Genomic DNA, 16,515 nt, shown 5'->3' with positions numbered 1-16,515 from the left:
CTAGCGTCCCCGTAGCTTGAAGGCTTGCAGGCTGAACAGCCGACCCGTGGCCGTGGGCCGCTGCCCCTCGGCCTTGCCGAAGCGGCGCTCCAGCCAGGCCTGGAACAGGCCCCAGAGGGTGGTCAGCACCAGGAAGTAGATGGCCACCACCAGGTACAGCTCGAAGACGCGGAAGGTCGCCGAGGTGATCATCTGGGTACTGAGCAACAGCTCCGGTACGCCGATGACGCTGACCAGGGTGGTGTTCTTGAGCATCACGTTGAACTCGTTGCCCAGCGGCGGAATGATCACCCGCATGGCCTGGGGCAGGATGATGCGCCGCATCAGCTTGGCCGGGGGCATGCCCAGGGAGCGGGCCGCCTCGTACTGGCCGCGATCCACCGCGCCGATGCCGGCGCGGATGATCTCGGCCATGTAGGCGCCCTCGTTGAGACCCAGGGCGATGATGGCCGCCTGGATGTTGCCGGGGATCACCAGGAAGCCCAGGTCCAGGTCCTCGAAGCGAAAGATGCCACCTGCAGCCAGGGCCGTGTAGAGGAAGACGATCTGCACCAGCAGCGGTGTCCCGCGCATCAGCCAGACGTAGCCGCGCACCGGGTATTGCAGCACCCGGTAGCGCGACAGTCGCGCCAGCGCCGCCAGCAGGCCGAGCACGCAACCCAGCAGCATGGCGCTGACGGCGATGATGCAGGTCAGCCAGAGGCCGTAGAGGTAGACGTCGCTCGGGTGCAGCAGGTACTGCCAGAACACATCCCAGCTGAAGTTCATCGTGCCCTTCCTTTAATCGAGCTTGTCGCCTTCCAGGTGCCATTTCTGCATGAGGGCGGCGTAGCTGCCGTCGGCCTTCATGTCGCTGAGGATCTGGGTGAGGGCGGCGCTCAGCTGGGGATCGTCCTTGCGCACGCCGATGCCGGTGAGGATGCGGGCGAAGGCCGGCACGCCGGTTTCGAACTGGCCGGGCGCCACGCTCTGGTAATAGGCGGCGGTTTCCACCGTGGTGCCGTAGGCATCGGCCTGGTGCAGGCGCAGGGCCTGGAAGGCGTCGGTGTCGGTGTTGTAGGCCACCAGCTTCATGGGCGCCTTGCCGGCTTTCTTCAGCTCTTCGTTCTTGGCTTCCAGCAGGGTGCGGATGGTGGAGCCGTTGAGCACCGCCACCTTCTTGCCGGAGAGGTCGTCCAGGGTGTGGATGCCCTCCGGGTTACCCTGGGGCACCACCACCGCCTGGCTGGAGTTCATGTAGTTGACGATGTCGATCACCTGGCGGCGCTCGGGCTTGTCGAACAACTGGTCGACGAGCAGGTCGCACTGGCCGGCGAGCAGCGCCGGGATCAAGCCGGAGAAGGGCACCACGTGCCATTCCACCTTTTTGTCGCCGAGGCGCTTGGCGATCTCGGCGCCGAGGTCGACGGTCAGCCCCTGGGGCTTCTGGTTGGCATCGAAGAAGCCGATGGGCGGGGTATCCAGGGCGCCGCAATAGGTGATCTTGGATGCCTTGGCCAGGCGCTCGGGGATCTGGGGAGCGGCCTGGGCGAGGCCGGCGGCGAGGGTCAGGGCGAGCAGACTGCAGGAAAGCCGGTGGCGGGACATGGTCTTCTCCGGAAGGACGAGGGTGGGCAGGGCGGATAGCTCAGCTTCGGGGTTCACTTCGGGTCTGATCGCCCGATCGTTCGATGAAGGTCAGCAGGTCGGGCACCGTGCTCTCGATGTGCTCGCGCAGGACCCGCTCGGCGGCGACGGCATCTCCGGCGCGCAGGGCGGCGAGGATGGGCGCGTGCTCGTCGCGCGCCGACTGGGGGCGGTCGACGTGCAGCCAGAGCAGCATGTGTGGCTCGATCAGGGCATAGAGGCTGGTGATCTGCCGCAACAGCCGCGGCCGCTCGGCCAGGCTGCACAGGTATTCATGGAAAGCGCGGTGCTGCGCGACCCAGGCGCTGGGGTCGTCTTCCTCGTCCAGGTCTTCCAGCAGGCGTTCCAGGCGGGTCATTTCCCGCGGACCGACATGGGGCGTGGCCAGGCGGATGGCCAGGCCTTCCAGGGCGCTACGCATCTCGAACACCTCGCGCATGTCGGCCAGGTCCAGGCCGCTCACCACGGCGCCGCGGTGCGGCCGCAGGGTCACCAGGCCTTCGGCGGCCAGGCGCTGGAAGGCGCTGCGCACCGGCATGCGACTCATGCCCAGGCCGCTGGCGATGTCCTCGGCGATCAGCCGGTCACCGTTGCGATAACGCCCGGCGCAAATGGCCTGCAACAAATGGCGATAGGCCTCTTCTTCGGCGCTGAAGGGAGCGGAGCGGGACAGGGCGGATAGCGGCATGGACTGGCTTCCTGGATTTTTGTATCCAATCTGCCCAGGCAAAGGACATGCCAGTGAGCGGAGGGCGCGCCATTGTTGAACCGCGAGGTAGAGCGCCCCTGGAGGACGTTACCTTTTGCACCACCTTGGGTCGCGCGGGATCTTCTCCGCTACCCGAGGACCCGAAGCAGGGCACGCTGCCACGCAGCGGAACGGGCGCACCAGGCGCCCGTTCGCCTGGCTGTCAGTCCAGCAACTGCCCATCGGCGGCGAAGAAGGGATAGGGACCGGGATAGTCGCCCAGCGGCAGGTGGTGGGTGACCAGGGCGCCGTCCGCCCAGCGATGCAGCAGCAGGCCCGGCGGCTCCAGCCGGAAGCGGGAAGGGGCCGCCTCGCGCAGGTCCAGGTCGACCTGATGCGAGACGCCGGGGCAGACGCAGGCCAGGGTGCCGCCGAAGCGGCGCTGGATCAGCCGGTGCAGGTGACCGCAGAGCAGGCGCTCCACCTGGGGATGGCGGCGGATCATGGCTTCCAGTTCGGCGCTGCCGTCCAGGCCGATGCGATCCATGTGGCCGATGCCGACCGGGAACGGCGGATGGTGCAAGAGCACCAGGGTCGGTTGCCCCGGCGCCCGGCTGAGCTGGTCGTCGAGCCAGGCCAGTTGCGCGGCGTCGAGACGACCCCCGTGCTCGCCGGGAATATGGGTGTCCAGCCCGATCAGCCGCAGCGGGCCGCAGTCCTGCTGCCACTCCAGGGTACCGCTGGCTGGCAGGTAGGAGTGATCGGCGAAGGCGGCGCGCAGGGCGGCGCGGTCGTCATGATTGCCGGGGATGACATAGAAGGGCATCGCCAGCCCGTCCAGTACCTCGCGCAGGGTGGCATATTCCTCGGGCGTGCCGAAGTCCACCAGGTCGCCGGTGATGACCAGGGCGTCCGGCCGCGGTTGCAGGGTATTGAGGCGGTCCACCGCGGTGCGCAGCGCGCCGAGGGTATCGACCACGCCATAGGACAGCCGACCGCCGGCTTTGATGTGCAGGTCGCTGAGCTGGGCCAGCAGGAAGGGCTCGTGCATGGGAATCCTCCGATCAGGAAGCCAGGGTGAAGAGCGCGGCGGGGCTCACGCTCAGGTGCAGCAGGTCGCCCGGCTGGGCGGTGATGGGCTGGGCGGTATCCACCAGCAACGGCTGGTTGGCACCCACCTCGACCAGCAGGCGTGAATGGGTGCCCTGGAAGAACTGGCCGACCAGGATGCCGGTGAGGTGCGCGGGCGTCGGGCTGGGTTCCAGGTGCTCCGGACGGCAGAACAGGGTGGTGGCCTGACCGTTCCAGGGTAGGTGGCCGCCGGCGACCGCCACCTCGCTGCCGACCTGGCTGCACACCTCGAAGCTGTTGAGCTGGCCGACGAAGCCGGCGACGAAACGGCTGGCGGGTGTCCGATAGATCTGCGCCGGAGTACCGATCTGGGCGATGCGCCCTTCACCCATCACCACGATCCGATCGCCCAGGGCCAGGGCTTCCTGCTGGTCGTGGGTGACGTAGACCGCGGTGGTGCCCAGTTCGCGCAGCAGGGCGCCGATGTCGGCCCGCAGTTGCTCGCGCAACTGGGCGTCGAGCGCCGCCAGGGGTTCGTCGAACAGCAGCACCCGCGGGCGCGGTGCCAGGGCGCGGGCCAGGGCCACGCGCTGGCGCTGGCCGCCGGAGAGTTGCTGGATGCGCCGCTCGGCGAGGGCTTCCAGCTGCATCATGGCCAGCAGCTCGGCGACCCGGGCGTCACGCTCGGCACGCGCCAGGCCGCGAATCTTCAGACCGTAGGCGATGTTGCCGGCCACGTCCAGGTTGGGAAACAGGGCATAGTTCTGAAACACCATGCCGACGTCGCGCCGCTCGATGGGCAGACGGGTGACGTCGCCATCGTCGAACAGCACCTGGCCGCCGGCGTCGGGCTGCTCCAAGCCGGCGATCAGCCGCAGGGTGGTGGTCTTGCCGCAGCCGGAAGGGCCGAGGAACACCAGGGTCTCGCCCGGGTGGATGTCGAGGTCCAGGGGCTGCAGCACCTGGCGGCCTCCGGGGAAAGTCTTGGCGCACTGGCGCAGGCGGACGGCGGTACCTTGGGTCATCGCAGGGCTCCACGGGAGAGGCGGGCGCTGAGGGCCTGGAGGGCGATCAGCAGCGGCACGATCAGACAGAGGAAGATCAGGGTGTAGGCGGAGCCGACTTCCAGCCGCGCCGAGGCGTAGCTGTCGGCCAGGCCCACCGGCAGGGTCTTGGTCATCGGCGTATGCAGCATCCAGGTGAGGTTGAATTCACCCAACGACAGGGTGATCACCATGAGGCTGCCGGCGAGAATGCCGGCGCGGGCATTGGGCACCACCACGCCGAAGAAGCGCCGCCAGGGGCCGGCGCCGAGGCTGGCCGCGGCTTCTTCCAGCAGTGGCAGTTGGCAGCGGCGCAGCACGGCCATGACCGGGCGAACCAGGAACGGCAGGGTGAACAGCAGGTGGCCGACCAGGATGATCGCCGGGCTGCGGCGAAAGCCGCCGAAATGGCCGTAGGTCAGCAGCAGCGCCAGGGCCGAGGCGAAGCCGGGCATGGCCACCGGCAGTACCAGCAATTCCTCGAAGGCGCGGGCGAGCCTGTTGTCCAGCCGCACCAGCGCATAGGCCGCCGGGACGCCGAGCAGCACGGCGAGCACTGCCGTACCCAGGGCCAGTTGCAGCGACAGCCAGACGGTAGGGGCATAGGCCTGCCACACCTGGATCACCCATTCGAAGGTGAGGCCACTGGCAACGCCCTGGAAGTAGTTACGGGTCAGGCCGGCCAGTACCGAGAGCAGCACCGGCACCAGCAGGAAGGCCGCCACCAGCAGGGTGAACAACAGTTGCAACCAGAAACGCAGGGGGCGGTTCATCGCAGGTCTCCTTCGGTCCCGCCCAGGCGCCGTGCCAGCAGCAGTACCAGCCAGGTGACCAGGCCTAAGACCACCGAGAGCGCCGCGGCCACGCTGAAGTTGGCGAAGTTGGTGAAGGTGTCGTAGATGGCGACCGGCGTCACCGCCAGGCGCGTGCCCAGGGTGAAGGCGGTGCCGAAGGCGCCCATGGCGGTGGCGAAGCAGAGGGCGCCGCTGGACAGCAGCGCCGGCATCAGGCCCGGGATCAGCACGTCGCGCACCACGGCGAAGAGGCCGGCGCCCAGGGAGCGGGCGGCTTCTTCGAGACTGCTGTCGAGGGTTTCGCAGGCTGCCATCACCGTGAGGATGACCCGCGGGATGGAGAAGTAGAGATAGCCGAGGAGCAGGCCGAACAGAGAATAGGCGAACACCCAGGGCTCTCCGAAGAGGCTGCGCCCCAGGTCGGCGAACAGGCCCTGGCGACCACCGAGCAGGATGATGAGAAAGCCCACCACCACGCCGGGAAAGGCCAGCGGAAAGGTCAGCAGGGCCACCAGCAGACTACGCCCGACGAAGGCATGGCGCGCCAGGAAGCAGCCGGCGATGCCGGCCACGATGAGGGTGGCCAGGGTGGTGACGGCGGCCAGGGCCACCGTCTGCCCCAGCCCGGAGAGATAGGCGGCGCTGGTCAGCACCGCCCAGTAGCCCGACGTGCCGCTGTCATCGCGGCTGGCGCCGAGCACCAGCAGGTGTGCCAGTGGCAGCAGCCAGGCGGCCAACAGGAAGGCACTCGCCGGCGCCAGGGCGACGAGGACCGGCCAGGGTAGCCGGCGCGGCACCCTTTGGCGCCCGAGGGAGACGGCGAGGTCCTGCATGTCAGCGCACCTCGGCTTGGTAGCGCTTGGCGAAGGCTTCCTGGACCGCCGCCATGTGGCCATAGTCCACGGTATGGGCGCGGGCGTAGTCGGCGGCCGGCAGGAAGCGGGCCTTCACCTCGGCGGGCAGCGGCACGTCGCGCACCGGGCGCAGATAGGCCTTGGCCCAGAGTTCCTGGCCCTTGTCCGACAGCACGAAGTCCAGCACCTTCTCGCCATTGGCGCGGTGCGGCGCACCCTTCACCAGGCTCATGGTGTAGGGCACGGTCAGGCTGCCTTCCTTAGGAATCACGAAGGCCACCGGGGCGCCGTCCTTGTAGCGGGCGCGATAGGCGTTGAAGTCGTAGTCCACCAGGATCGGGATCTCACCCGAGAGCACCCGCGCATAGGCGGTCTGCTTGGGCACGATGGGGTCGTTGGCGGCCAGCTGCTTGAAGAAGGTCAGCGCCGGGCCGAAGTCGTCGAGGTCGCCGCCCATGGCCTGGTTGACCGCCACGGCCGTCACGTAGCCGACGAAGGCGCTGGACGGGTCCAGGTAGCCCACCAGGCCGCGGTACTCGGGCTTGAGCAGATCGGCCCAGCTCTGCGGGACCGGCTTGCCGCCCAGCGCCTGGGTATTGACCATGAAGCCGAGAGTGCCGGAGTGGATGGCGGTCCATTCACCCTTGGGGTCCTTCAGGCCGGCGGGTATCTGGTCCCAATGCTTGGGCTTGTAGGAGGCCAAGACCCCGGCCTTTTCCGCCTGGATACCGAAGGTCACCCCGTAATAGACGACGTCGGCTACCGGCGCGTCGCGCTCGGCGACCAACTGGGCCAGTGCCTGGCCGGAGTTCTTGTTGTCCTGGGGGACGTGGATGCCGGTATCGGCGGCGATGGCCTTGAGCTGCTCACCCCAGTCGGCCCACTCCAGCGGGCAGTTGTAGCAGATGGCTGTTTCTTCGGCGGCCTGGGCGCTGGCCAGACCGCAGGCCAGGGCCAGACCGGCCAGGAGACGACGTAACGGGAAACGGGATTTCATCGGCAAGGCTCCTTCAGGGGACCGGCACTGGTGCCGGGACGGACGAGGCAGGGCAAACACTGCTGGTGGATGGCACTGCCGGCGATCAGCGCCAGCAATTCGGTAACGAGGAGGGCGCCCAGGCTCTGCAGGGGCTGCATCACGCTGCACAGGCTGGGTTCGAGGCGCGCGCCCATGGCGATGCCGTCGAAGCCCACCACCGAGAGTTCGCCGGGCACCGGCACCCCGTGGCGTTGCAACTCGGCGATGACGCTGAGCGCCAGCAGATCGTTGGTGCACAGCAGGGCGGTCGGGGCGTCGCGCTCCAGGCGCGGGGCGAGTTCGGCCCAGTCGGCGTCGGTGTGGCTGGCCAACTCCAGGCGTGGCAGCGGCGGCAGGCCGGTGGCGGCCATGGCCTGGCAGTAGCCGGCGAAGCGCCGCTCGCTGCGGTCCGATTGCAGCGCCGGACCCGAGACCAGGGCGATGCGCCGGTGGCCCAGGCCGAGCAGGTGCTCGGTGGCCATGGCCATGCCCTGGCGGTTGTCCACCGCCACCGCCGCATAGGGTTTCTTGGGTTCGTGATAGGCCAGGATGAAGGGGGTGCGCTCGCGACTGAGTTCGGCCAGCACCTGGCTACGGTCGGCATCGGCCACCGTCAGCACCAGGCCGGCGACGCGCTGGCGCAAGAGTTCTTCCACCACTGCCGCCTCGCGCTCGGGCTGGTAGTCGGTGGTGGCGATCACCAGCGAATAGCCCTGGCCACGCGCGGTGCGCTCCATGGCGTGCAATTGCTCGGCGAACACCGGGTTGAGCAGGCTGGGCACCACCACGCCGATCAGCCGGGTGCTCTGCTGGCGTAACTGACGGCCCAGCAGATTGGGGCGGAAATTGAGTTTGCGCGCGGCGTCCAGCACTCGCTGGCGGGTACTCTCTCGCACCTGTTCGGGGCTGGCGAAGGCCCGCGCCGCCGTGGCCCGGGACACCCCGGCCTGTTCCGCCACCTGTTTCAGATCGGTCATGCCTGCCTCGTTTGAGATCGATCTCATCGAGTGCAGACAGTGCCCGCCGTCTGTGTCGTTGCGATGACAGCCAGATGAAGTTTCGCCGCTCAGCGCGGGCGAGGCTGGTCCGGCTGTCCAGGCTGGCGCGGTTCATACAGCAATCCGTACAGCACCGGGATCAGCCCCAGGGTCACCAGGGTGCCCAGGGCCAAACCACCGATCATGCTGATGGCCATGCCGGTCCACAGCGGGCCACCGAAGAGCATGAGCGGGATGAGCCCGAGAATGCAGGTGAGCTTGGTCATGAGGATGGGTCTCAGTCGTTCGCCGGCGGCGTCCAGCAGCGCGGGAACCAGGGCTTTGCCGGCCTGGCGCTCGGTCTCGATGCGTTCGAGTAGGAGTACCGCGTTGTTGACGATGATGCCGCCCAGGGACAGCAGGCCGAAGGTAGCCATGAAGCCGAAGGGGTAGCCGCTGAGCCAGAGGGCCAGGGCCACGCCGATGAGGATGAAGGGGATACTGGCGACGATGATGAGCACCTTGCGCCAGGAATCGAATTGCCAGAGGAAGAGCAGCAGCATGGCCACCACCGCCAGGGGGAGATAGCGCAGCAGGGCGTCGTTGGCGGCGGCGGAGTCCTCGATCTCGCCACCCAGCTCCAGGCGGTAACCGGCTGGCAGCTGCAAGGTGGGCAACTGGGGGGCGAGCGTCGCGACCAGGGTGGCGGCGGTCATCCCGGGATTGCGCGCGCTGACGGTGAGGGTCGGGACCAGGTTGCGCCGGACCTTCACCCCGGCCTCGCTGCCGAGTTCGACCCGGGCGATGGCGGCGAGGGGGATCGACGGGCCACCGGCATGGGGATAGACCAGGGTGTCGGCCAGCGCACCGGGGAGGGCTCGCCGGCTGCGCGCGACGACGTCGACCGGATATTGGCCATCGCGCAACTGGGCACCACCGAGGCCATCGCCGACCAATTGCAGGGCCTGGGCCAGGTCTTGGCTGTCGACCCCGGCGGCGCGGGCCAGGGCCTGGTCGACCTGGACGCGGTAGCGCAGCAGGCGCGGGCCCCAGTCGTTCTGGATGTCCCGCGTACCGGGAACGGCGGCGAGCAGTTCTTCCAGTTGCGCGCCGAGTCGGCGCAGGGTGGCTTCGTCCGGACCGCTCAGGCGGTAAACCGCCAGGCCGCTCTCGGTGGTGCCCAGGGAGAAGCGCTTGGGTTGGGCGCGGACGTCGGGGTACTGGCGTGCCAGGTAGTCGCCCACCCGGGCCATGACCTGCTTGAGGTCGGCATCGGGGCGGGTGGTGACGGTGAAGTAGGCGACGTTGGCACCCGGCAGCGGCGGATTGAGGCCGAGCACGATGCGCGGCCCGCCGTCGGCGACGTAGCCGATGCTCTCGACGATGTCCGGGTCTTCGCCCAGCCAGCGGCTGAACGCCTGCATGCGTTCCAGAGTGCGCGCGGCCTGGGTGCCGGGCTCCAGCTGGAGGGGAATCTGGAACTGATTGCGGTCCGAGGGCGGGAGGAAGTCGTAGGGCAGGCTGAGCAGCTTGAGCGTGGCCACGACCAGCAGCGCCAGCATCGCCAGCAGGTAGGCGACCTTGTGCTGCAACAGTACTTCCAGCAGGCGTCGGTAGCGCTGGTGCAGGGCGCTGGCAGCCGTCGAATGGGTCTGGGTCGGATCAGGGACCAGGCGCAGGCAGAGCAGCGGCGTCACCGTCAGGCTCAGTACCCAGGAGCCCAGCAGGGTGAGGGCCAGCACCACGGCCAGGGACCTTAGGTATTCATTGGTGCTGGTCTGGCCGAGGAAGAAGGGCGAGAAGGCCAGGATGATCACCAGCGAGGAGGTCAGCAGCGGCACCGCCAGGGTCCGCCCGGCGGCCTCGCAGGCGGCGCGGCGCGCCTCGCCAGCACCTAGACGCCGCTCGATGTCCTCGGCGATGACGATGCCATTGTCCACCAAGAGGCCCAGGGCGAGGATAAGGGCGGCGATGGACACCGTCTGCAGCTCGATGCCCAAGGCGCGCATGATCAACAGGGTCGCCAGTACGGTGAGCGGCACGATGGTGCCAACGATGAGGCCGAGACGCCAGCCAAGGAACAGCATGACCACCGCCATGACGATGGCCATGGTTTCCAGCAGCACGTGTTGCATGCGGTCCATGGCGTGGTGCACCACCTCGGGCTGGAAGGTCACCCGGTGCAGGGCGAAGCCGGTGGGCAGGGTGCCTTGCAGTTCCTTGAGGCGATCGTGCAGCGCTTCGCCGAAGGCCTCGACGCTGCGTCCAGGCAGCATGGCGATGCCCAGGACCACAGCCCGGTCGCCCCGGTAGAAGGCGGCGCTCTGCGGAGAATGTTCGGGTTCGACGCCGACCTGGGCCAGCTCGCCCAGGGGCAGCGCGCGACCGTCGGGCAATTGGATCGGCAGGCTGCGGAGTGCGGCAGGGTCGGTCAGCTCCCCGCTGATGGCCAGGCTCAGATCGCGGCCCCCCTGCTGCGCGTTGCCGCCGCTGACCAGCAGATTGCGCGCGCGCAGTTGCGCGAGCAGCCCCTGGGGTGCCAGTCCCAGGCGGGCCAGGACTGTGGGCGCAAGCTCCAGCACGATGCGATCCTGCTGTAGGCCATAGAGGGCGATACGCTCCACCCCCGGCAGGTCATAGAGGGCACGCCGCAGCCGTTCAACCTCGCCGCGCAGTTCGGCCAGGGAGAAGCCGGGTGCGGTCACGGCGATGGACGCCACCGCCACCCGGCCGAAGTCGTCGTCCACCTGGGGGCCCTGGGTGCCTTCCGGCAGGCTCGCGGCGACCTCGCCGACCTTGTTGCGTACCCGCTGCCAGAGTGCGGGCAGATCCTTGATCTCGTCGCGGGCGGTGAGCTGGATGATGGCCTGGCCCGGTCTGAGGGTAGTCACCAGGGTCTTGAGTTCGGGCAATTCGCGCAGGCGGGCCTCCAGGGGCTTGGCCAGCAGCTCTTCGACCCGGTCACTGGGTAGGCCGGGCAAGGCGACGCTGACCAGGGCGTCGCGGATGGTCACGCTGGGTTCCTCCTGGGAAGGAAAACCGAGGAAGGCACGGGCGCCGCCCAGCAGCAGCGCGATGGCGAGAAACAGCACCAGACGGCCGCGAGCCAGGGCGAGATGGGTCAGGGACATGGCCTTACTCCCGGGTGAGCAGGGTGCTGGGTTGATAGGGCTGCACGCGTTCACCGCTGCGCAGGAAGGCGGCCCCGGCCACCACGATCCGCTCGCCGGCCGCCAGGCCACTGTCGATCAGCACCTGGCCGTCCTGCAGGGCGCCGAAGGTCACGGCGCGCGCTTGCACCTGCTGGGTCGCGGCCTGATAGACGTAAACGTTGCCGGCTTTACCGTCCTGGCCTGGCAGCAGGGCGCCCAGGGGCACCGCCAGGGTGTCGGCGAGGGGCAGGGGCAGGCGCACGTCCAGCAGGCTGCCGCTGGGCAGGGCGTTGGCGCTGGGATCCAGGGTGAAGATGGCCTCCTGCAACAGACCCTGCTCGGCCTGGGGTGAGACGCCGACCAGGCGCAACGCCAAGGGCGTGCCGCCGCCGGTGGCGAATGCCTGTGCCGTGGCATTCGGCTGCAACTGGCCGGCGAGGGCGACCGGGATGTTCACCACCACCTGGCGTTCGCCCTCGGCCTGCAGCTCGAACAGGGGCTCGCCGGCACCGACCAGGCGTAGGGGCGCGGCGATGCGACTGACGATCCGCCCGGCGAAGGGCGCCCGCAAACGGGTCTGCGCCAGGGTGCGGCGCGCCAGTGCCAGTTCGGCCTCGGCCTCGCGTTGCTGGGCCTGGGCGGAGCCCTGGGCGGCGTTGGCCGCCTCCACCTCGGCGGCGGAGAGGTTGCCGTCGGCGAACAGGCGCTTGGCACGTCGCTGGCTGGTGCGGCGCTGGTCGAGCTCCACCTTGGCGGCCTGGAGGCGGGCCTGTGCCTGGGCGAGGCGCAGGCGCGCCGGCTCGGCATCCTGCTCTGCCAGCACCTGGCCGGCCGCGACCCGGGTGCCCACCTCCACCAGCACCTGTAGGACCCGGCCGGGATTCTCGAAGGCCAGGTTCGCCGTCCGCGGCTGGCGCACCATGCCTGGCAGCAGCGGTGCTCGCGGCACCAGGCTACCCACCTCCGCGAGCTTGACGGTCCGTACGGGTTGGGGGCCGGAGCTTTCGCTCGGCGAGCAACCGCCCAGCAGTACGCCGAGCAAGAGGAAAGGGACGAGGGTATGCGGGCCGGGCATGGCGTGCTCCAGTATCAGAAGCTGTAGGTCAGGGCGAATTGGGCGGTGGTCGCAGTGGCGCGTTGCAACAGAGGGCTGTCGCGCACCTGATCGCCGTAGTGAGTGGTGGTCAGGGTGACGACCGAACTCCAGTGCGGATCGAAGCTGTGCAGCCAGTTCAGGGCCAGCGAATAGGCATAGAACCCCCGATCCATCCGTGCCGCGGCAAAGCCACTGGCGGCGCTCTGGGCGGCGTCGACGCCGAAGTAGGTCTGGTTGAAACGCTGGTCGCCGGCGTGGGCATCCAGGTCCAGGGCCAGGGTGTCGCGGTCGGTGTGCAGGCCGATGGCTTCCAGCCCCAGGCGATAACGCGTGCCACGCTGGGCGCCGGCCAGACGCCATTCCCCCTCCGCGTTGAGGCTGAGCCAGGGAGCCAAGGCCTGGCTCAGGTTGAGATCGAGCACGCTGGCGCCGCCGACCTCGCCCAAGCCACGCAGGCGATCGGCGCCGGGACGCGAGGCGTTGTCCCGGTCGTCACGACCGAGGTCGTAGTTCAGGGCGCCGCTCAAGGTCAGGCCCTGGGTCGATTGCCATTGCAGGCCAAGGCCGCGGGTGGTGTCGGCGAAGAACAGGCCGCGCTGCACCGCCACCAGCGGCAGGAGTTGCGGCCGATAGTCGGCTGAGCCCAGGTAGCGGCTGACGACGCCAGTCACCAGGCCCAGGCTGACCTCGGTATGGTCGCCCCAAGGCGAGGTCTCGGTCGCACGGCTGGCCGCGGGTATCAGGCAGAACAACAACGGTAGGAGCAGGGGACGTTTCATGACGGGCTCTCTCAGGTGGCGGAGGGGTTGTCCAGGCCGTGCAGGGCGCGATACAGGCGTAGGCGATTGAGCCGCAGGGCGTGATCGGCCTGGCGCCAGGCAGCGGTGCGGCGCAGGCCGTCGAGTGCGGCTTGCAGGATGGCGGAGGGGCTACCGGCGCCAGCCTGCCACTGGCGCTCCAGGCGCTGGCTGCGCTCCCGGGCCAGGCGTACCTGGGCATCCCCGCTGCGCCATTGATCGAGCAGCTGGCGGCGTTCTTCCAGGCCATCGGCCACCTCGCGAAAGGCGTCCTGCAAGGTGCGTTCGTAGGCGGCGACGGCCAGGTCGCGTTCGATGCGCGCGGCGTCCAGGTTGGCTTGGTTGCGACCGCCGTCGAACAGCGGTAGCGACAGCGATGGGGTGAGCAGGCGCAGGCCGTGGCCGGCGCTGAGCAGACTCTGCAGGTCCGGGCTGGCCAGACCGATGGCGGTACTCAGGCGGATGCTCGGCAAGAAGGCCGCGCGGGCGGCCCCGATGCTGGCGTTGGCGGCCTGCAGCCGCTCTTCCGCAGCGCGGACGTCGAGACGCTCCAGCAGGCGGGTGGAGGGCAGGTCGGCCAACTCCCCGGGCGCTTCCGGCAGTCCGGTGGAGAGCGGCCGGGGTGCACTGGGCGCCGGACTCAGTCGATAACCGCTGACCCAGGCCAGCGCCTGGTAGGCCTGGGCGCGCTGAGCCAGGGCCTGCCGCGCCTGCTGGCCGCTCTCCAGGGCGGCCTGGCTGACGGGTTCCAGGGCGGCAGCGGGCAGCTCACCCGCGCTGATAAGGGCCTGGGTGCGTTGCACCAGCTGCCCGCTGAGGGCGTCCAGGGCCTGGCTGCTGGCGACCTCGGCATCGGCCTCCCGCGCCAGCAGGAACAGCCGCGCCACCTCGGCCACCAGGGCACCGCGGGCGGCCTGCTGGCCGTATTCGCTGGCCAGCAGCTGGTGTCGGGCCGCCTCGCCGAGGCTGGCCAGGCGACCGAAGAAATCCAGCTCGAAGTCGTCCGTGCCGAGCGTGGCGGTGGCCAGGTCCTGCTGGTAGCGGTCGTCCAGCGCCGGATCGGCGAAGCGCTGGCGGGGCCGCTGCACGGCCAGGCCCAGGGTGGGCCAGCGCTCGGCTTGGCGTAGCCCGAGTTGCGCCCGGGCTTGCTCGACCCTGAGTTGCGTTATCCGGTAGTCTCGATTGCCCGCCAACGCCTGGGCTACCAGCTCAGGCAACAGGACTTCGTCACTGACCGCGGCGAGTAATTGCCGCTCGTCCTGGCTCAAGGCGAGGTCCGCCGTCGGGACTGCCGCCCGTTGGTGCTGGCCCTGCTGCGCCGGGATCGGCAACGGCGGGCGTTGATAGGCGGGAATCAGCGAACAGCCCGCCAGGCCGAGCAAGGCGGCGAGGGCGAGCGAACGCAGGACGAAGCGGGCGGTGACGGACATGGCGAGACGACCAGGCTTGAGATGCTGATCGCCAGCCTAGGAACGCCGGATCAAGATTCCTTCGGCGAATTGTCGAGATTCGATCAAGAGAGCGGACGTGGGCGACAAACTCATACTCATCGTCGAGGACGATCCGGACAGCGCCAGCGTGCTGGAAGCCTATCTGCTGCGCGACGGCTTCGCGGTGGTCCTCGCGGAAGACGGCCGCCAGGGACTGGAACTGTTCCAACGCCGGCAGCCCGACCTGGTGCTGCTGGACATGATGCTGCCGCGGCTCGGCGGCACCGAGGTGCTGGCGCAGATCCGCCGGGCGGGGGATACCCCGGTGATCATGGTGACCGCCATCGGCGACGAGCCGGAAAAACTCGGCGCGCTGCGCTATGGCGCCGACGACTACGTGGTCAAGCCCTACAACCCCAAGGAGGTGGTGGCCCGGGTGCATGCCGTGCTGCGCCGCTGCCACCAGGCGCCGCGCGACGAGCGCTGGCTGCGCCACGGCGCTCTGACGGTGGACCTGGAGAGCTTCAGCGCCACGGTGGAGCAGGGCGGCCAACCGCGCGCGCTGGAGTTGACCCCCACCGAATTCGGCCTGCTCACCACCCTGATGCGTACCCCGCACAAGGCCTTTACCCGCGACGAATTGCTGGAGCGCTGCCTGCCGGAGAGCGAGGCCCTGGCGCGGGTGGTGGATACCCATCTGCACAACCTCAGGCGCAAGCTGGAAAGCGCTGGCGTACCTGGGGTGCCGGTGACGGTCCGCGCCGTCGGTTACCGCTTCGCATGAGCCGCCAGCCATCCCTGGGGCGCTGGGTCGGCTGGCGCATGAGCCTGCTGGCGCTGGGCGCGGTGCTGGCGATCGCCGCTGGCATGTACCTCTGGTTCCTGTTCGGCGACTGGTGGGTGCTGCGCCAGGTGCCAGCGGCGGCGCGGGCGGAAATCCTCCAGCTGCGCGCCGATCCGCAGCAGAACGAGGCGCGGCTGTGGGAGCTGTTCAGTCACTACTACCCGGTGCGCTATTTCCTGCCCGGCATCGCCAGCCGCGACTGGTGGGTGCTGGCCGGCCTGCTGTTGGCGGCCGTACCCCTGATCCTGCTCGCCGGTTTCCGCCTGTCGCGCCCCCTGTCGAGCCAGTTCTCCGCCATCGCTGCCGCCGCGCGCCGGGTCGCCTCGGGCGAGCTGGACACCCGGCTGGACGTGGCCGAGACGGCACCGGCGGAAGTGCGGCGCCTGGCGCTGGACTTCAACAGCCTCACCGCGCGGCTGCAGCAATACGAAAATGACGTGCGCGACTCCAGCGCCATCCTCGCCCACGAATTGCGCACCCCGCTCAACGCGGCCTCGGTGCGGGTACAGGGCATCCTCGACGAGGTCTTGCCCGCCGACGCCCGGCAGTTGCAGCTGGTCAAGCGCCAGCTCGACCTGCTCAATACCCTGGTCGGCGACCTGCACACCCTGTCGCTCGCCGAGGCCGGGCAACTGGCCCTGGATCAACGGCCCTTCGCCCTGGCGGCGCTGGTGGAGGAGCGGCTGGCCTGGTTCGCCCCGCAGTTGCAGGCCGAGGGCGTCCGCGTCGAGCTGCACCTCGACGAGCGCCAGCAGCTGTTCGCCGACCGGGAGCGCATCGGCCAGTTGCTCACCATCCTGCTGGAAAACTTTCTGCGCTATGGCGCCAGCGGGGGCGAGCTGGAGATCGTCCAGCAGGCCCAGGCCGACGGCCTGATCCTGGAATTCCGCGACCGCGGCCCGGGTATCCCGGAGGCCGACCGGGAACGGGTCTTCCATCGCTTCTGGCGCGCCGAGAGTTCGCGTGCGCGGCATCTGGGCGGCAGCGGCTTGGGGCTATCCATCGCCCGCGCCATCTGCGTCGCCCACCAGGGGCAGATCCGCGCCCTGGAGCGGCCCGGCGGCGGGGCGCTGCTGCGGATCGAGTTGCCCGGGCGAGTCGCCGCCCCGGTGTGATCGCCCGACC

At 69.3% G+C, this 16,515-nt stretch carries 15 protein-coding genes; 2 read left to right on the top strand and 13 right to left on the bottom strand.

The genetic code is table 11. The features are described from left to right. From CCZ28_RS05800 to CCZ28_RS05740, 13 genes are all read right to left on the bottom strand, one after another. Positions 1-768, bottom strand: coding sequence for an amino acid ABC transporter permease (locus CCZ28_RS05800; RefSeq protein ID WP_140216731.1), 768 nt, complete (start codon positions 766-768; stop codon positions 1-3). Between the two features lie 12 nt (positions 769-780). Then, positions 781-1,587 (bottom strand): ABC transporter substrate-binding protein, encoded by an 807-nt coding sequence (locus CCZ28_RS05795; RefSeq protein ID WP_140216729.1) that lies wholly within the window; start codon positions 1,585-1,587, stop codon positions 781-783. A 40-nt stretch (positions 1,588-1,627) separates the two neighbouring features. Beyond that, on the bottom strand, positions 1,628-2,314 hold the full coding sequence (locus tag CCZ28_RS05790) for a GntR family transcriptional regulator (RefSeq protein ID WP_140216727.1): 687 nt from the start codon (positions 2,312-2,314) through the stop codon (positions 1,628-1,630). A 223-nt stretch (positions 2,315-2,537) separates the two neighbouring features. Then, positions 2,538-3,365: a phosphodiesterase gene (locus tag CCZ28_RS05785; protein ID WP_140216725.1), complete on the bottom strand. Its 828-nt coding sequence runs from the start codon at positions 3,363-3,365 to the stop codon at positions 2,538-2,540. Positions 3,366-3,378: 13 nt separating this feature from the next. Further along, positions 3,379-4,410 (bottom strand): ABC transporter ATP-binding protein, encoded by a 1,032-nt coding sequence (locus CCZ28_RS05780; RefSeq protein ID WP_140216724.1) that lies wholly within the window; start codon positions 4,408-4,410, stop codon positions 3,379-3,381. Then, positions 4,407-5,201 carry an ABC transporter permease gene (locus CCZ28_RS05775; RefSeq protein WP_140216722.1) on the bottom strand — a complete coding sequence of 265 codons (795 nt, stop codon included), beginning with the start codon at positions 5,199-5,201 and terminating at the stop codon, positions 4,407-4,409. The genes CCZ28_RS05780 and CCZ28_RS05775 overlap by 4 nt, the downstream gene beginning before the upstream one ends. Beyond that, positions 5,198-6,055 carry an ABC transporter permease gene (locus CCZ28_RS05770; protein ID WP_140216720.1) on the bottom strand — a complete coding sequence of 286 codons (858 nt, stop codon included), beginning with the start codon at positions 6,053-6,055 and terminating at the stop codon, positions 5,198-5,200. Before CCZ28_RS05770 ends, CCZ28_RS05775 begins: the two co-directional genes overlap by 4 nt. Position 6,056: 1 nt before the next feature. After that, positions 6,057-7,073 (bottom strand): ABC transporter substrate-binding protein, encoded by a 1,017-nt coding sequence (locus CCZ28_RS05765; protein WP_140216718.1) that lies wholly within the window; start codon positions 7,071-7,073, stop codon positions 6,057-6,059. Beyond that, entirely contained in the window at positions 7,070-8,071 is a 1,002-nt protein-coding gene (locus CCZ28_RS05760; protein WP_140216716.1) for a LacI family DNA-binding transcriptional regulator, read from the bottom strand. Before CCZ28_RS05760 ends, CCZ28_RS05765 begins: the two co-directional genes overlap by 4 nt. 89 nt (positions 8,072-8,160) lie before the next feature. Then, positions 8,161-11,202, bottom strand: coding sequence for an efflux RND transporter permease subunit (locus CCZ28_RS05755; RefSeq protein WP_140216714.1), 3,042 nt, complete (start codon positions 11,200-11,202; stop codon positions 8,161-8,163). Between the two features lie 4 nt (positions 11,203-11,206). Next, positions 11,207-12,298 carry an efflux RND transporter periplasmic adaptor subunit gene (locus CCZ28_RS05750; protein ID WP_140216712.1) on the bottom strand — a complete coding sequence of 364 codons (1,092 nt, stop codon included), beginning with the start codon at positions 12,296-12,298 and terminating at the stop codon, positions 11,207-11,209. A gap of 14 nt (positions 12,299-12,312) precedes the next feature. Then, positions 12,313-13,098 carry a MipA/OmpV family protein gene (locus tag CCZ28_RS05745; protein ID WP_140216710.1) on the bottom strand — a complete coding sequence of 262 codons (786 nt, stop codon included), beginning with the start codon at positions 13,096-13,098 and terminating at the stop codon, positions 12,313-12,315. An 11-nt stretch (positions 13,099-13,109) separates the two neighbouring features. Then, a complete protein-coding gene (locus CCZ28_RS05740; RefSeq protein ID WP_140216708.1) occupies positions 13,110-14,546 on the bottom strand; it encodes an efflux transporter outer membrane subunit in 1,437 nt (478 codons plus the stop codon). A gap of 97 nt (positions 14,547-14,643) precedes the next feature. Between CCZ28_RS05740 and CCZ28_RS05735 the strand changes: the two genes are divergently transcribed. Together CCZ28_RS05735 and CCZ28_RS05730 are read left to right on the top strand one after the other, a co-directional pair. Beyond that, positions 14,644-15,330, top strand: a complete 687-nt coding sequence (locus CCZ28_RS05735) for a response regulator (RefSeq protein ID WP_140216706.1) — start codon at positions 14,644-14,646, stop codon at positions 15,328-15,330. Then, the gene (locus tag CCZ28_RS05730; protein WP_140216704.1) at positions 15,327-16,505 is read left to right on the top strand and encodes a sensor histidine kinase; all 1,179 of its coding nucleotides are present in this window, start codon (positions 15,327-15,329) and stop codon (positions 16,503-16,505) included. Before CCZ28_RS05735 ends, CCZ28_RS05730 begins: the two co-directional genes overlap by 4 nt. The last annotated feature ends 10 nt before the right edge of the window (positions 16,506-16,515 follow it).

It is taken from the genome of Pseudomonas oryzihabitans (genome assembly GCF_006384975.1).
In the GTDB taxonomy this organism is placed as follows: domain Bacteria; phylum Pseudomonadota; class Gammaproteobacteria; order Pseudomonadales; family Pseudomonadaceae; genus Chryseomonas; species Chryseomonas psychrotolerans_B.
This window is presented reverse-complemented; position numbering and strand designations above follow the sequence as displayed.

What these genes read in the sequence shown, in the direction of transcription:
- CCZ28_RS05745 (WP_140216710.1), bottom strand. Translation starts at nt 13,098, where the DNA reads ATGAAACGTCCCCTGCTCCTACCGTTGTTGTTCTGCCTGATACCCGCG.
- CCZ28_RS05775 (WP_140216722.1), bottom strand. Translation starts at nt 5,201, where the DNA reads ATGAACCGCCCCCTGCGTTTCTGGTTGCAACTGTTGTTCACCCTGCTG.
- CCZ28_RS05785 (WP_140216725.1), bottom strand. Translation starts at nt 3,365, where the DNA reads ATGCACGAGCCCTTCCTGCTGGCCCAGCTCAGCGACCTGCACATCAAA.
- CCZ28_RS05760 (WP_140216716.1), bottom strand. Translation starts at nt 8,071, where the DNA reads ATGACCGATCTGAAACAGGTGGCGGAACAGGCCGGGGTGTCCCGGGCC.
- CCZ28_RS05755 (WP_140216714.1), bottom strand. Translation starts at nt 11,202, where the DNA reads ATGTCCCTGACCCATCTCGCCCTGGCTCGCGGCCGTCTGGTGCTGTTT.
- CCZ28_RS05730 (WP_140216704.1), top strand. Translation starts at nt 15,327, where the DNA reads ATGAGCCGCCAGCCATCCCTGGGGCGCTGGGTCGGCTGGCGCATGAGC.
- CCZ28_RS05765 (WP_140216718.1), bottom strand. Translation starts at nt 7,073, where the DNA reads ATGAAATCCCGTTTCCCGTTACGTCGTCTCCTGGCCGGTCTGGCCCTG.
- CCZ28_RS05800 (WP_140216731.1), bottom strand. Translation starts at nt 768, where the DNA reads ATGAACTTCAGCTGGGATGTGTTCTGGCAGTACCTGCTGCACCCGAGC.
- CCZ28_RS05795 (WP_140216729.1), bottom strand. Translation starts at nt 1,587, where the DNA reads ATGTCCCGCCACCGGCTTTCCTGCAGTCTGCTCGCCCTGACCCTCGCC.
- CCZ28_RS05770 (WP_140216720.1), bottom strand. Translation starts at nt 6,055, where the DNA reads ATGCAGGACCTCGCCGTCTCCCTCGGGCGCCAAAGGGTGCCGCGCCGG.
- CCZ28_RS05740 (WP_140216708.1), bottom strand. Translation starts at nt 14,546, where the DNA reads ATGTCCGTCACCGCCCGCTTCGTCCTGCGTTCGCTCGCCCTCGCCGCC.
- CCZ28_RS05780 (WP_140216724.1), bottom strand. Translation starts at nt 4,410, where the DNA reads ATGACCCAAGGTACCGCCGTCCGCCTGCGCCAGTGCGCCAAGACTTTC.
- CCZ28_RS05790 (WP_140216727.1), bottom strand. Translation starts at nt 2,314, where the DNA reads ATGCCGCTATCCGCCCTGTCCCGCTCCGCTCCCTTCAGCGCCGAAGAA.
- CCZ28_RS05750 (WP_140216712.1), bottom strand. Translation starts at nt 12,298, where the DNA reads ATGCCCGGCCCGCATACCCTCGTCCCTTTCCTCTTGCTCGGCGTACTG.